A 15,083-nucleotide genomic window follows, 5' to 3' on the forward strand; every position below is an offset into this window, starting at 1 on the left:
GCTGTCGGTATTTCCGGCGCGATCCAGCATCTGGCTGGCATGAAGGACAGCCGCGTCATCGTCGCCATCAACAAGGATGAAGAAGCGCCGATCTTCCAGGTTGCTGATTATGGCCTCGTCGGTGATCTCTTCACCGTGCTGCCGGAGTTGCAGAAGGCTCTCTGATTTTTGCGAAGCGGCGGGCTGATCTCGCCGCTTCGTTATTTTGCGACCCGTCCCAGTCGGAGACCTAGTCTCGCGTTTGGGGCGGGTTCTTTGTAATGAGCGAGAATTTTGGATTGCATTTTAGGCGTTCAGCCTATCATTTGCTGGATGAGCCTTTTGCAATTCGAAGCGCGGTTTTCCGCTTGCTGTAGAAAAGATATGCTCGACAGGCCCCTTTTGGGGAGGATGAAGGAGTTACACGGTGGCGATCAAGACGGTTGGTATAGTTGGCGCGGGGCAGATGGGTGGCGGCATCGCTCATGTCTGCGCTCTGGCAGGGTTTAGTGTGCTTTTGCATGATGCTGCGCCGGACCGGCTGGAAAAGGGCATTGCCACCATCAATGGCAATATGGCGCGTCAGGTTTCTTCGGGCAAATTGCAGGAAGAAGAGCGCGCCGCCGCCATGAAGCTGATCCGCGCGGCGAATTCCATGGAAGACCTTGCTGGTGTCGATCTGGCCATTGAAGCGGCGACGGAAGACGAAACCGTCAAGCGCAAGATTTTCGCGCAGCTCTGCCCGATCCTGAACCCGCAAGCCATTCTGGCGACCAACACCTCGTCAATTTCGATCACACGGCTTGCTTCGACGACGGACCGCCCGGAACGTTTCATCGGTATTCACTTCATGAATCCGGTGCCGGTGATGAAACTGGTGGAACTGGTGCGCGGTATCGCCACCGATGAAGACACGTTCCGCAAATCGAAGGATTTCGTGCAGGCGCTGGGCAAGACCGTGACGGTCGCCGAAGATTTCCCGGCATTCATCGTCAACCGCATCCTGCTGCCGATGATCAACGAGGCGATCTATACGCTTTACGAAGGCGTGGGCAGCGTCGAGGCTATCGATACGGCCATGAAGCTCGGTGCGAACCATCCGATGGGCCCGTTGCAGCTGGCAGACTTCATCGGTCTCGACACCTGCCTTTCAATCATGCAGGTGCTGCATGACGGGCTTGCGGATTCCAAATATCGCCCATGCCCGCTGCTGGTCAAATATGTCGAGGCAGGCTGGCTTGGACGCAAGACGGGCCGCGGCTTTTACGATTATCGCGGCGAGCACCCGGTGCCGACCCGCTGATAGTGCTAATGCCAATCGATCTAAAAAGCCGGTTTTGACCGGCTTTTTTTGTGAGAACTTTCAACTGTGACAAGTTTCAGGCAGCTGTGGAAAACCGGAACATCGTTACCATTAACTTACCGTTAACGATGCGGATTTAGCACTTATTCATCTTTGATCGTTAAAGTTTTCATTAAGATGTTCGGAAGTGAAGATTACTTCACAAGCTCACATTGAGCGCGGAACATCATTTCGAACATGATTGAGATGAAGGTGAAAGCGATGAGCATTCTTGTTCAGTTGCGTGACAGCGTTAATGTCATCCGCGAGTTCGTCGCACCGAGCTATCGGCCTGAGCGTCATTATATGCGCGGTCCCGGCCCAGCTTGCGAAGCACGCACGCGGCACTAAAGTGCATTTCGATCTGATTATATCAGGTCGGACTGTGCTTTAAGCCTCTCCCAAGGCGCCCCAGAATGAAATAAAGCCAGAACGGTCGCCCGCTCTGGCTTTTTGCTTTTCTGAAATCAGGCTTCGATAAAGCCGATTATTCCAGACCTTCAAACAGCGCCGTCGAGAGATAGCGTTCTGCAAAGGATGGAATGATGATGACAATGTTCTTGCCAGCATTTTCCGGGCGCTTGCCCACTTCAACGGCAGCAGTCAGCGCTGCGCCCGACGAAATACCGACGGGGATGCCTTCGATGCGGGCAATCAGGCGCGCATTAGCAAAGGAATCCTCGTTGGAAACCTGCACCACTTCATCGTAAATGCCGGTGTCGAGCGTCTTTGGTGCAAAGCCTGCGCCAATACCCTGAATCTTGTGCGGGCCGGGCGTCCCGCCGGACAAGACGGGTGAATCCTTCGGTTCGACGGCAATCACCTTGAAGGAAGGCTTGCGCGCCTTGATCACCTGACCGACGCCGGTAATCGTGCCGCCGGTGCCGATGCCGGAGATCAGAATATCGGCTTCGCCATTGGTGTCGTTCCAGATTTCTTCCGCCGTCGTGCGGCGATGGATTTCCGGATTGGCGGGATTTTCAAACTGCTGCGGAATGATGGCGTTCGGGTTGCCTTCGGCGATTTCCTCAGCCTTGGCAATGGCGCCCTTCATGCCCTTGGCGCCTTCGGTAAGCACCAGCTCGGCGCCAAGCAGCTTGAGAAGCTTGCGGCGTTCGACAGACATGGTTTCCGGCATGGTGAGCACAAGGCGATAGCCTTTTGCGGCAGCGGCAAAGGCCAGCGCGATGCCGGTATTGCCAGAGGTCGGCTCCACAAAAACCGTCTTGCCGGGCACGGCCTTGCCCTGTTCTTCAAGCGCCTCAATCAAGGCGAGACCGATACGGTCCTTGACGCTTGCCAGCGGATTGAAGAATTCCAGCTTTACCAGAAGGTTCGCGACAACGCCGTTTTCCTTGGCAAATTTATCAATGCGCACAAGCGGCGTATTGCCGATTGTTTCCAGAATGGAGCCGTAAATACGACCACGTCCCGCAGTTTCGTCGCTCTTCGAGCCAAGGGGTTTGTTCATAGCGTAATCTCCCTTCATATTGCGCAAAGTTTAAGAGGAAACAGCGCAAAAGCATAGCTGGGCATATGCGCTTGATGGATCAAGATTAGAATTATATTCTATATAATCGAATTTTTTAAAAGTGAATTCCATCAAAATTGGGAGTGCGCGTATTAGCTTATCTGAAAGCTCATTGATCCGCGTCAATGCAACCGTGAGAGCGGCGCGCGCATAATCAAGCTGTCAGGCAACAGGAGACCGAGTGATGTACAAGAATATTCTGATCGCAACCGACGGGTCGGAACTCGCTGAAAAGGGCGTGGATCAGGGCGTGGAACTGGCCAAGGAAACGGGCGCGAAATTGACTTTCGTGTCGGTGACCGAGCTTTTGCCGTCCTATGGCATCGTCGTTGCGGCGGAGTGGGCGTCGAGCCCTGTTGCGTTTCAGGAATATCGCGAAGCAATCACCAAGGCGGCAACCGAGATTCTGACCAAGGCCAAGGGCAAGGCGCAGGCCGCCGGTGTGACCGCTGAAGCGGTGCATGTCGAAAACCAGTCGCCCGCGCAAGGTATTGTGGACGTTGCCAAATCCCACGGCAGCGACCTGATCATCATTTCTTCACATGGCCGTCGCGGCGTCAACAAACTTCTGCTCGGCAGTCAGGCGGCGGAAGTCCTGTCGCTCAGCACCGTTCCGGTTCTGGTGATCAAATAATTGGTAGCTACTTGTTTTCTATCGGGCGTTTCACACGGGTTCAGCGATTGCCCGTGAGAGGCAAACAACGAAAGAAGATTGCCGATCACCTCTGTTAAGCTCCTCTTGTCCGCCTATCTGGTTGGGCAAGAGGAATTTGGCTTTTCAGGAGATCGTCATGACTGCGCCACGTCCATCCAAGACCAGCTTGGGCAATCATTTGCTTCACCCCGAAACGCAAATGCTGAATTACGGCTATGACCCGGAGCTTTCCGAGGGCGCAGTCAAGCCGCCGGTCTTTCTGACGTCAACCTTCGTGTTCAAGACCGCCGAAGACGGACGCGATTTCTTCGATTTCGTTTCCGGACGCAAGGAGCCGCCCGCCGGTGTCGGCGCGGGGCTGGTCTATTCGCGCTTCAATCATCCCAACAGCGAGATCGTGGAGGACCGTTTGGCCGTCTATGAGGGTGCGGAAAGCTCTGCGCTATTCTCATCCGGCATGTCGGCCATTGCGACCACGCTTTTCGCCTTTGCCCGGCCCGGCGATGTCATCCTGCATTCGCAGCCGCTCTATGGTGGTACTGAAACGCTGCTGGCGAAGACGTTTTTGAATTTCGGCGTGGAAGCGGTGGCTTTTGCCGATGGTGTGCATGAGGCGGCAATCGAAAAGGCGGCCGAGGAAGCCTTGGCTAAGGGGCGCGTTTCGGTCATCCTGATCGAAACACCGGCCAACCCGACCAACAGTATCGTCGATATCGCTGCCATCCGGCGCGTGGCTGAAAAGATCGAGCAGCAGCAAGGGCATCGCCCGATCATCGCCTGCGACAACACCTTGCTGGGACCGGTCTTTCAAAAGCCACTCGATCACGGTGCGGATTTGTCGGTTTATTCGCTGACTAAATATGTCGGCGGCCATTCCGATTTGATTGCGGGCGCGGTGCTGGGTTCCAAATCCATCGTCCGGCAGGTGAAAGCCTTGCGCGGCGCCATCGGCACGCAGCTCGATCCGCACTCCTGCTGGATGCTTGGCCGATCACTGGAAACGCTGGGGCTGCGCATGGAGCGCGCCAACAGCAATGCGCGGGCGACGGCTGAATTTCTGCGCGAGCATCCGAAGGTCGAAAAGCTGCATTATCTGCCCTTCGCGGATGAGAATTCCGATGTCGGCGCATTGTTCAGGCGGCAATGCACGGGCGCCGGCTCTACCTTCTCCTTCGATATCAAAGGCGGGCAGGCCGCAGCATTCCGTTTTCTCAATGCGCTTCAGATTTTGAAACTGGCCGTCAGCCTCGGCGGCACGGAATCGCTTGCGAGCCACCCGGCGGCAATGACCCATTCCGGCGTTCCGCTTGAGGTCCGCGAGCGTATCGGCGTGCTGGAATCGACCATCCGTCTGTCCATCGGCATCGAGCATCCGGACGATCTGATTGCCGATCTCGCGCAGGCGCTGGACGTGGCGTAAGCAAAGCCGCCGCTGACGTCGGGTTGGCCTGGCCTCAGCGGCGGTAATCGATTTCTGATAGCAGTTCCTGCAATCGGCGGCCCGTCGTTGTTTCGGACCAGCTGCCGCTGTTGCCGAGGCTGCGAAACGTTGCTCCGGCGGCCAATGCAATTTCGTTCGGCAGTTTCGCATCGGCCAGCATTTCCGCCAGGGCTTCCATTTCCTCGGCGCGGCGCAGCACGTGGCGCGGATAGGTCGGCACCAGTTTGCCGAAATCGGATAATGTGCCGCCCAGATGTTGGCCGATCAGTTCGAACAGGGAATCGGTCACGCCAAAAGCATTGGCCGTGTTGGCCGTCTCGAACAGGGCAGCGGCGACGGTCTTGTTGAAACCGGCAAAGGCCATTTTGAACACTGAAGCCTGCGCGATTTCCTCGCCAAGTGCGATTACTGGCAACAGGCCTTCAAACAATTCTTCCAGCGGTTTCGTGTCGGGGCCGCTGGCATAGATGCGGCCTTCGTCGCCAAGATGCGAGGCGCGACCGATGATGCAGGCATTGCAGAATGGAAGCGAAGCATTGCCGAAAGCTGTGTTCAGCCGTTCGGCATCGGCAGGCGTCTTGGCATTCATATCGACGTAAAACGGCGCCGCTTTCTGTTCGCGGCTGGCCGCGATTGCCTGTTCGGCCACGTCGATGACTGCCGATGGCGGCACGAGCGACAGCACGAGGTCGCTTTCTGCCAGAGCGGAAGCCATGTCGTCCCGCATTTCGACACCGATTGACCGGGCTGTCTCTTGCGTCTGCTCGCTGCGACCGCCCATCGGGCTGACGACTTTATGACCGGCAGCAATCAGCAATTTGGCAAAGGCGCTGCCCATATCGCCGGGATAGAGAAGAGTGATTGTGGACATGATGAGCCTCCTGCTGGTTCAAGCTTTTGTTGATGTCTTGCGCGACACACTGGCGCCGAACAGTGCCAGTCCGCCGAGAACAGAAATGACGGCGTAGATTTCGAAGGCGAATACGTAGCTACCCGTCATGTCGAACAGCAATGCGGCCAGCATCGGACCGCCAATGCCGGAGATCATCACCATCGGCGTGACCACACCCATGATGGCGCCCTGATTCTTGCGACCGAACAAGGAAGCCAGCAGAAAGGGCATCATCATGATGAGCCCGCCAGCCGACAAGCCGCTCAACACACCGTAGCCAAGCTGCAACTGCCAGATACTATTGGCGCTGATAAAAAGGATCAGCCCGATGGCCTGCATCGCCGAAAGGCAGAGAATCACCAGCCGGGTCGGGAACTGATCGGCGATGAAACCCGTGAGCAATTTGCCCAGAATGGCACAAATACCGTAGGTCAGGACGACGCTGCCCGCTTGCGCGGTGGTGAAGCCAAGCGACTGCGCGGCTGGGATCTTGTGCAGCAGGGCACCTTTCAGCACGAAGTCGGAAAGATTCCAGCCGACCATGAGAAACCAGAAGCCCGGCGAGCGCATCGCGTCTGCCACCGTCAGATCAGGGCTGGCATCGGCTTTTCCGGCTTGGGCCTTCGCATCGTCCGTTTCGTCTCCCAACGGCTTCAGCCCCATATCGGAAGGTTCGCGGCGAAGGACGAAGATTGCGAGCGGCACCAGAATGAGAACCGGCAAGAAGCCGAGGACGAACCAGGTCGAGCGCCAGTCCGAAATCGACAAAAGCCAGATGATCAGAGGCGACATCAGGATGCCGCCTAGATTGGCCCCGGATGAAACCAGCCCGGTTGCGCGACCACGTTGCGCTGAAAACCACTTGGCGATCAGCGGAAACACCAGTGCGTTGGACAGGCCCGCAACCCCGACGCCGCCGATAACACCGAAAGTCAGTGCGAACTGCCAGAAAGTCTGGGCGAGAGACGTCAGGCTGAATGACAAGCCGACGAGTACCGCGCCGATAATCATGATGGTTCTCGGTCCACGCTGGTCTACCCATCGTCCGACGAGGGGCGCCATGATCCCGGCGACAAGTTCACGGAAGGCAATCACGCCGGTGATCTGGGTATTGGACCAGCCCAGTTCCTCGCGCGCGGGATTGATGATGAAACCCATGGTCTGGAAGCCGATGCCGGCGCGGATGCACGAGATGGCGAGACAGGCGAGGGCAATGTACCAGGCATAATGAATCTGACTTGGTTTTCGCATTTGCACGGTCCTCCGAAGTAGCGAGACGGGACTTTGAAGCGAGCAAGGAATGCGAGGTCGTCAGGCGGAAAATGCACGCAAGTATCCGTCACCGATGCACGAGCATCGGATTGTTTGACTTTTCATCGTCATGGCAGAATCTGGTGCGCTAGTGTCGCGCTGCCCTGGAGCGCATTTCGATCACATGAAATCAGATCGGCGCTCTAAGGAGCGGGAGTGCAACATGGATGCACTCCCGAGCCTTGCCGACAGACGCCCTATGCGCTCTCGGTCTTTTCCATTCTCGACAATGCAGACATCTTTTTCGCAGATGCAGGCGCCACCATCGGGTAATTGGCGGGCAGGTTCCATTTGCGCCTGTATTCGTCGGGTGTCAGCCCGAAGCGGCTCATCAGGGCGCGCTTGAGCGTCTTGTAGCGGCGACCGTCTTCCAGGCAGATGATGTAATCTTCGAAAACCGACTCTTCGGGGTTTACCGAAGGTATTGCGGGAGGTTCCTCGGCAGAAAAGCTGCTTCCTTCCGACAATTCCCCGATGCATTCGCAGACATCAGAGATTGTCTTTAGTAATTCCTCATGGGTTACCTGATTTTTGTTCAGATAAGACGTTATAATGTTGTTCGCAAGTTGTAGGTGGAGGTTTCTATTTACGTATACATATTCTTTTTGGGTGTTTTCCATCATATGTCGCCAGATAGGAGGGAGGTTTATTTTATCAAGTTTTTGTAATGCGATTGCGTGAGCCTGATCGTGATGGGTTTGTGGTTTCAACGTGCGGTTTAAGTATCATCGTATTTGACTTTACAGTAAAGTCAAAATTAACATTGCGTAATGTAGCAAACTACGAAATAAGGCCGTGTCAGCGGCTGAAAGGCGCGTGGATACTGGGCTGGTTGTGTCGAACGCAAATCGGTTCGATCAGAGTCGAACGAAATCCGGCGCAGGCGCGTTGCACATGCGTTTTCGGTCTATGGGGAAGGTGCCATCCGGCGATGTTGAATAGCCGTGATCAACCCGGCGGAAAGAGGCCGGGTGACAGAAACTCGAGATTTTTAATGAAGTGGTGCGGGTGGTCGGAATCGAACCGACACTCCTTTCGGAACCGGATTTTGAGTCCGGCGCGTCTACCAGTTCCACCACACCCGCACAGGTCTGCCGAAGCAGTTCGATATGGTCCGAATTGGACAGCGGGTTGGGATATACCGACTAAACGAAACAACGTCAATTGCCCACAAGCGCAGGTTTTGGCGTAGAATGACAATTGTTATGAATGGCCTATCCAAAGCAGCCAGAACCCTTGGCCAACGCATAGGGCAGCATGGCGCGGCCAGCTTTGAAAGACGCGCTAAAAAGTCGGACGTCGAAAAGCCGACAACGCCTTGACGCTCGTGGCTTGAAAGCACGGCGCTCGTTTGGACGATCAGCACCTACCGTTCCGCCGCAGAACGCCGGGCGTTTGCGCGGGCAATCAAATCGCAAATGTTTTCGACGGCAAGACCTTGCCGGTTTGGTGCGGACTATCTTTGGCGCAGACCGTGTTCAACCACGTTCCAAACCACCACCACGGCAATGAAGCCGAGCAGGATGTAATCCAGCGTGCTGATATAGTGGAAATATTCCATAGCGCATCTCCTTCCCATGGGAGGGCGCAATGGCGGTTGCGAACCAGACGAAAGCCGGTCCTGTTGTTATGACCCGGAACGCTTCGCACCCTCTTGCGAGGTGGAATTGCACCGGTGCGGACCTCCTCTTCCGCCTGTCATGCGCTCTCCCGGAGCTGATGATAACACGTCGGAAAAGCTTTCACAAACTGTTGATCTTGCCCGCTATTTCTATAGCGGGCAAAGCATCGTTTTAGCTCCGATCCGTGAAGCTGCGAATGCGGTTGCGCACGATGCGCGCCAGATTGCGGGTGCGCTGATAAAGATGGATCTGCGATGCGGCCTGACGCGCGAGCTTGTCTGCACCGGGGTTTAGTCCTACCACCAATGTCTCGATGGTTTCGCGCTCGCGGAAAAGCCGCGTCATCACCGGATGGTCCGGCACGGCACAGGAATCCGTTCTGAGAATATTCGGATCGTTCAGGTGGCTTTTCGCGACTTCGATCATGAGCAGAACGCCGGGCGAGAAAGTCTGAAGGCTTTCGTCATAGGCGGTTTTCCAGGTCCAGGCTTCGCCTGCAACGGTGAAGACGGTGAGGATGGCGATGACGCGTCCGTCCAGTTCCAGCGTGTGGATGCGCACACAATCGCGTTCGGCAAGATTATTGACCGCCTCGCGCGCGAAGGCCGCACGGAAACGGTCTACGGCCATGGCCGTGCCGCGCTTTCCCTTCCAGCCGCTGGCTTCCAGCGACAGGAAATGCTCGAAGGACTGCCGCACTTCGTCCGGCGTGCGATAGATGCGGTGGACGAGTTCGCCTTTTTCGGCCAGACGCCGCCACTGGCGCTGATAATCGCGGCGGTGATGCGCGCCGATCGCCTGCTGGATATAGCTGTCGCCGTCGAGATCGCTCTTGAGGAACGGACGCTCTTTCTGTTCGATGGCGACGACCGGCAATTGCCGTCCGACCGCGACCGAGCGGATGAGTTTTGCCGCAGCGCCATTGGCGCGCATTTCGGGCAGAACCAGCACATCGGGCAGTTTGAGGTGATCGCGCGCCAGAATATCGAACAGATCTTCCACAACGCCGACCGGATCGTCATGGTCGATAAGCGGCGTGCCCTGCGGGCCGAACGGCGTGGACCAGGCGCGGATGACCGGCGTGGACAGCGGGAGACCCGGACGCTCTATGGTGTAGGGCATCACGAAGCGCAGGCGGCTGCGGATTTCGTTCTCGTCGCGCATGACCATGAAGCGCACTTCACGGTCTTCCAGCCGTGGCATGGCGGGAGCCAGAAAACGCGCATTGAAGAAGACATTCGGTTCGATGGTCCGGTTGCTCAGGTGGTCCAGCTCGTCGCGCAGTTCGAAGCCTGCCGCAGCGCCGTAGATCGCCAGCTTGCGCGGAATATCGCGGCTGTGAAGGCTTTCCTCCAGCTTCTTGGCGGCATCCATGGCGGCGACCGTATCGGACAGTTCCGAGACGATGCGAGCTGCGTTTCCGCCTGCGGATTCTTCAAGCAAAGGTTTTGCGGCCATTACAAAATACCCTCCGGGCTATTGTCTCGATCTCGGGGGATGAGAATGAACATAGCGATATGCATGGTGCGAAAGACGGCTGTTGAAAGCAGCGTGGCTTCCATCAGCATGGCGATAGCTGTCGAAATGGCGGCGCCGGTCAGGCCGAAGCGTGGGATCAGCACCAGATTGAGAATGACATTGACGCCAAGTGTGGCTGCATAGAGCAGGGCGCAGATATTCTGCTTGCCCGACATGTTGAGAAGGCTTTCCGCTGGCCCCACGCTGGCACGGGCGATCACGCCGATGATCAGAATGAACAGCAGCGGATAGCCTTCCGTGAAGGCTGTGCCGAACAGGCGCAGCAGCGGATAGCCGGCCATCAGGATGACGATGCCGAGTACGAGCGTGGGCCAGAAGGTCCAGCGGACGGAAGCCTGCGCAAAGCTCGCAAATTCCTCACGACTGCCGCTGTGCAGCAGGTCCGAATAACGCTGCGCAACGCTGGCTTTCACCGCAAAATAGACGAAATGGGCAAGCGCCATGATTTTCGTCGCGGCGAAATAGATTGCGACATGCTGCGGGTCCATCTCGCGACCGACCATCAGCACGTCGACATTAATGAGCAGGAAGAAGAAGCCTTCGACAAGGAAAATCGGCAGGGCGACGGTCATCCATTCGCGCAGGCGCTGGTCGCGCGGGGCTGCCGGAATGTCTTTTTGTAGCGATCGGTCGACGGTGAAAAACTGCCCGACGGTGGTGAGCCATGTTGCGGCGATCGATACGGCAAGCGCGGTTGCCGCCGTCGATGGCAGGCCCGAGCCATGCGCCACGATCATGAACAGAAGCACCAGAAGCGGTCGCACGATATAGCTCGGCGTCAGCGCCAGAGTGACCCAGGTGCGCGAACGGGCGATACCATCCAGCATGTTGCCGAGAGTGATCATGGGCAGGCAGACGAAACCCAGAATGAAGGGCACCAGATAATAGCTGGCGACCTCATCCTTCAACAGCCAGAGCGCGAGTGAGCCGATCAGCGCGATCACAGTTGCAGCCGCAAAGGCAAATGCGCGTCCGGTGAACAGGATGCCCCGCACCAGACCGAACATCTGGCGCTGAACATATTCCGGCACAAAGCGAATGATGGTCGTGTGCAGGCCGAAACAGGCGAGATCGCCGATGATCACCATCGTCAGCCAGACGAGAACGAAAATGCCATATTCGAATTCGCCCATCCAGCGAGCGAGGATGACTTGCGATAGCAGCGCGATGCCGGCGCTCGCCACACGAACGGAAAATGCGATCAGCGATGCGCGCTGCGCAGCCGCCTGCGGACCGCTATCGGTCAGCACGGAATCCAGCCGCTCCGTCACAGGACGGAGTTTGGCCGCGATGGTGCCGGGTAAAAACCGGCCCGCTGCTTCAGCTGCCGAAAACCACACGTCTATGCCAACCCTGTTATGCGCCGCCCTTATGATGAGCGTTTCGCTTGTTTGCGCCGGGATTTTCCCGGTCTTGTTGTCTGTTGTCTCGCACACTTATCCGAAAAACATTTCACGTTTTCGGGATGTGTTGGAATTCCTGTTATCGGTCCCGATACGAGCCCGATGGCAGGACCTTAGATGGGAGTTCTTTAAAAAGGGAAAAAAGAAAAATCCAGCGGAAGATTTCACGCGGAAATTGTAGGAATGGTGAGTATTTCCTGAATCCCGCGCATCTATGCTTACTGCCTGATTAAAGCATCGACAGACAAGGCTGCAAAGAAAAACCCCGGCGTTTGGCGCGCCGGGGTTTTGTTCTTATTCGAAAGCACCGTGGCAGTGCTTGTACTTCTTGCCCGAACCGCATGGGCAGGCCTCATTGCGGCTGACCTTACCCCAGGTGCGGGGATCGGCCGGATCGCGGTCGGCTGCCGGGATGACACGCTCATCGTGCTGATGATCGGTCCATGCGGCATCGTCGAAGTCGTTCTGCCCGGTCGTCTCGTCAATGTGGCGGCCCTGCATGACTGGCAGTTCCGGCTCCTGCGGTGCTTCGCGGACAATCTCAACACGCATGAGCTGCGAGATGACCACTTCGCGAAGGTTCGCCAGCATGGACTGGAACAGTTCGAAGGCTTCCGTCTTGTACTCGTTCAGCGGGTCGCGCTGTGCATAGCCACGGAAACCAACAACCGAGCGCAGATGGTCGAGATTGACCAGATGCTCACGCCACAGATTGTCGAGCGACTGCATGATGACCGACTTTTCGACATAGGTCATGATCTGCGGACCAAAGCGTTCGGCGCGGTCGGCAGCAGCCTTGTCGGCAGCTTCCTTGATGCGGGTCTCGAATTCTTCTTCGGCGATGCCTTCTTCCTTCGCCCATTCCTCGACGGGCAGGTCGAGATTGAGCTTGGTGGTAACATCTTCCTTCAGACCGGCAATATCCCACTTTTCCGCATAGGCGTCCTTGGGGATACGCAGCGCAACCATGTCCTCGATGACCTCGTGGCGCATCTCGGCGACCGTTTCGGTCAGGTCCGGCTCGTCCATCATTTCAAGGCGCTGTTCGAAGATCACCTTGCGCTGATCGTTCATCACGTCGTCGTATTTGAGCAGGTTCTTACGAATTTCGAAGTTGCGGGCTTCGACCTTCTTCTGCGCCTTTTCCAGCGCCTTGTTGATCCAGGGGTGGACGATGGCTTCGTCTTCCTTGAGGCCGAGCTTTTGCAGCATGCCGTCCATACGGTCGGAGCCGAAGATGCGCATCAGGTCGTCCTGCAGCGACAGGAAGAATTTTGAACGGCCCGGATCGCCCTGACGACCGGAACGGCCACGCAGCTGGTTGTCGATGCGGCGGCTTTCGTGACGCTCGGTGGCGAGAACATAAAGTCCGCCTGCGGCAAGCGCCTTTTCCTTGAGCTGCGCGATATCGGCCTTGATCGCGGCGATCTTGGCTTCGCGCTCCGGACCTTCCGGAATGTCGGCCAGTTCCTGACGGACGCGCATTTCCAGATTGCCGCCAAGCTGGATGTCGGTGCCGCGACCCGCCATGTTGGTGGCGATGGTGACAGTGCCCGGCACACCGGCCTGCGCGATGATGTAAGCTTCCTGCTCGTGATAGCGGGCGTTCAGGACCTGAAAATCCTTGATGCCTTCCTTGCGGAGACGCTCGGCGAGAAGTTCCGACTTTTCGATCGAGGTCGTGCCGACGAGGATCGGCTGGCCCTTTTCGTGCGACGCGCGGATATCGCGCACGATGGCTTTATATTTTTCTTCGACGGTGCGGTAGACTTCGTCGTCCTCGTCGATACGCTGCACCGGCAGGTTGGTCGGGATTTCGAGAACTTCCAGACCATAAATATTGCCGAATTCTTCCGCCTCGGTGGCCGCCGTACCGGTCATGCCGGCCAGCTTGTTGTACATGCGGAAGTAGTTCTGGAAGGTGATCGATGCCAGCGTCTGGTTTTCCGGCTGGATGGTCACATGTTCCTTGGCTTCCAGCGCCTGGTGCAGGCCTTCCGAATAACGGCGGCCCGGCATCATGCGACCGGTGAATTCGTCGATGATGACGATTTCGTCGTTGCGGACGATATAGTCCTTGTCGCGCTGGAACAACTTGTGCGCGCGCAGAGCGTTGTTCAGATGGTGAACCACGGCGACATTTTCGATGTCGTAGAGGCTTTCACCCTTCAGATGGCCAGCGGCTTCCAGAAGCTGCTCGACCTTCTCGGTGCCGATTTCGGTAAAGATGGCGGTCTTCTGTTTTTCATCGACTTCGTAATCTTCGTCTGCCAGCGGCGGAATGAAAGTGTCGATGAGATTGTAGAATTCCGAACGATCTTCCAGCGGGCCGGAAATGATCAGCGGCGTGCGCGCTTCGTCGATGAGGATCGAGTCCACTTCGTCGACGATGGCGTAATTATGCGGGCGCTGCACCATCTGGGCGCGCTCATACTTCATGTTATCGCGCAGATAATCGAAGCCGAGCTCGTTATTGGTGCCGTAGGTGATGTCGCAGGCATAGGCTTCGCGACGCTCATCGTCGTCCAGACCATGCTTGATGACGCCGACCGTCAGACCAAGGAAATTGTAAAGACGACCCATCGTTTCCGCATCGCGGGTGGCGAGGTAGTCGTTGACCGTCACAACGTGAACGCCCTTGCCCTCAAGCGCATTGAGGTAGACGGGCAGCGTCGCCATCAACGTCTTGCCTTCACCGGTGCGCATTTCTGCGATGCCGCGTTCATGCAGCACCATGCCGCCAATCAGCTGCACATCGAAGGGACGCATGCCGAGCACGCGCTTGGCGGCTTCACGCGCGGTCGCGAAAGCGTCGGGCAAAATGGCGTCGAGCGTCTTTCCTTCAGCCAGTGCGGCGCGGAATTCGGCGGTCTTGGCCTGAAGCTGCTCATTGGTGAGCGTTTCGTAATTCTTCTCAAGCGCGGTAATCTGTTGCGCACGCTGACGCAGGGTCTTTACCTGGCGGTCGTTGGATGAACCGAATATCTTGCGGGCGAGGCCGCCAAAGCTGACCATCTCTGGTCCTTTCCTGTCCGTTCAGCCGGAAGCGCTTCCGGCAATGTCGAATGCTTTATTCACGCGTATTGAAACAAATGCAAGAAAAGTACACCGCTAAAGCAGCCCTTCAAGGCGCAATTTTGGCACAATTTCCCCCCGGCCGCTCGCTGAACGCCCAAGCCCCGGCAGATTTGCGGGGCATTGCTGTAAACACTCTGGACGCAAAGCCGAAGGACAGATAAGTGGGGCTTAGGGCGATGTCAACGTTGCTCAACAGGCCGGAAATCCCGCTCTTTCGTGATAGGGTGGCGGTAGCCGGGCCAAATTCCGCCGCATTCATCGGGCCGGTAAGCGGTCTCGAAGGAGAGAAT

Annotated in this window: 11 protein-coding genes, 1 tRNA gene and 1 pseudogene; 5 read left to right on the forward strand and 8 right to left on the reverse strand. The window is 57.0% G+C overall.

All coding sequences use genetic code 11. The features are described 5' to 3' along the window. From FIC94_RS21325 to FIC94_RS22780, 3 genes and pseudogenes are all read left to right on the forward strand, one after another. A pseudogene (locus FIC94_RS21325) lies at positions 1-165 on the forward strand (FAD-binding protein); the annotation flags it as partial. A 241-nt stretch (positions 166-406) separates the two neighbouring features. After that, positions 407-1,282 carry a 3-hydroxybutyryl-CoA dehydrogenase gene (locus tag FIC94_RS21330; RefSeq protein WP_078341045.1) on the forward strand — a complete coding sequence of 292 codons (876 nt, stop codon included), beginning with the start codon at positions 407-409 and terminating at the stop codon, positions 1,280-1,282. 261 nt (positions 1,283-1,543) lie between these two features. Continuing rightward, positions 1,544-1,672 (forward strand): hypothetical protein, encoded by a 129-nt coding sequence (locus FIC94_RS22780; RefSeq protein WP_268898867.1) that lies wholly within the window; start codon positions 1,544-1,546, stop codon positions 1,670-1,672. Positions 1,673-1,808: 136 nt separating this feature from the next. Here the strand turns inward: FIC94_RS22780 and cysK are convergent, their stop codons facing one another. Then, entirely contained in the window at positions 1,809-2,792 is a 984-nt protein-coding gene (gene cysK, locus FIC94_RS21335; protein WP_109369890.1) for a cysteine synthase A, read from the reverse strand. Between the two features lie 244 nt (positions 2,793-3,036). Between cysK and FIC94_RS21340 the strand changes: the two genes are divergently transcribed. After that, positions 3,037-3,486 carry a universal stress protein gene (locus FIC94_RS21340; RefSeq protein WP_140026344.1) on the forward strand — a complete coding sequence of 150 codons (450 nt, stop codon included), beginning with the start codon at positions 3,037-3,039 and terminating at the stop codon, positions 3,484-3,486. Between the two features lie 157 nt (positions 3,487-3,643). Continuing rightward, positions 3,644-4,927 (forward strand): cystathionine gamma-synthase family protein, encoded by a 1,284-nt coding sequence (locus FIC94_RS21345; protein ID WP_109369888.1) that lies wholly within the window; start codon positions 3,644-3,646, stop codon positions 4,925-4,927. A 34-nt stretch (positions 4,928-4,961) separates the two neighbouring features. Here FIC94_RS21345 and FIC94_RS21350 read toward each other — a convergent pair whose 3' ends face one another. From FIC94_RS21350 to secA, 7 genes are all read right to left on the reverse strand, one after another. Next, on the reverse strand, positions 4,962-5,819 hold the full coding sequence (locus FIC94_RS21350; RefSeq protein ID WP_140026345.1) for an NAD(P)-dependent oxidoreductase: 858 nt from the start codon (positions 5,817-5,819) through the stop codon (positions 4,962-4,964). Positions 5,820-5,837: 18 nt separating this feature from the next. Next, positions 5,838-7,091, reverse strand: coding sequence for an MFS transporter (locus tag FIC94_RS21355; protein ID WP_140026346.1), 1,254 nt, complete (start codon positions 7,089-7,091; stop codon positions 5,838-5,840). Positions 7,092-7,348: 257 nt separating this feature from the next. Then, a complete protein-coding gene (locus FIC94_RS21360) occupies positions 7,349-7,774 on the reverse strand; it encodes a Ros/MucR family transcriptional regulator (protein WP_109369885.1) in 426 nt (141 codons plus the stop codon). Between the two features lie 377 nt (positions 7,775-8,151). Beyond that, a tRNA-Leu gene (locus FIC94_RS21365) sits at positions 8,152-8,236 on the reverse strand. Between the two features lie 708 nt (positions 8,237-8,944). Next, on the reverse strand, positions 8,945-10,231 hold the full coding sequence (bspF, locus tag FIC94_RS21370) for a type IV secretion system effector crotonyl transferase BspF (protein ID WP_109369883.1): 1,287 nt from the start codon (positions 10,229-10,231) through the stop codon (positions 8,945-8,947). Next, complete coding sequence (locus FIC94_RS21375) at positions 10,231-11,652, reverse strand: lipopolysaccharide biosynthesis protein (protein ID WP_140026358.1); 1,422 nt, start codon at positions 11,650-11,652, stop codon at positions 10,231-10,233. The genes bspF and FIC94_RS21375 overlap by 1 nt, the downstream gene beginning before the upstream one ends. Positions 11,653-12,009: 357 nt before the next feature. After that, entirely contained in the window at positions 12,010-14,730 is a 2,721-nt protein-coding gene (gene secA, locus FIC94_RS21380) for a preprotein translocase subunit SecA (RefSeq protein ID WP_121536682.1), read from the reverse strand. Positions 14,731-15,083 lie beyond the last annotated feature (353 nt).

Origin of the sequence: Ochrobactrum teleogrylli, assembly GCF_006376685.1 — a bacterium.
GTDB classification, from domain to species: Bacteria; Pseudomonadota; Alphaproteobacteria; order Rhizobiales; family Rhizobiaceae; genus Brucella; species Brucella teleogrylli.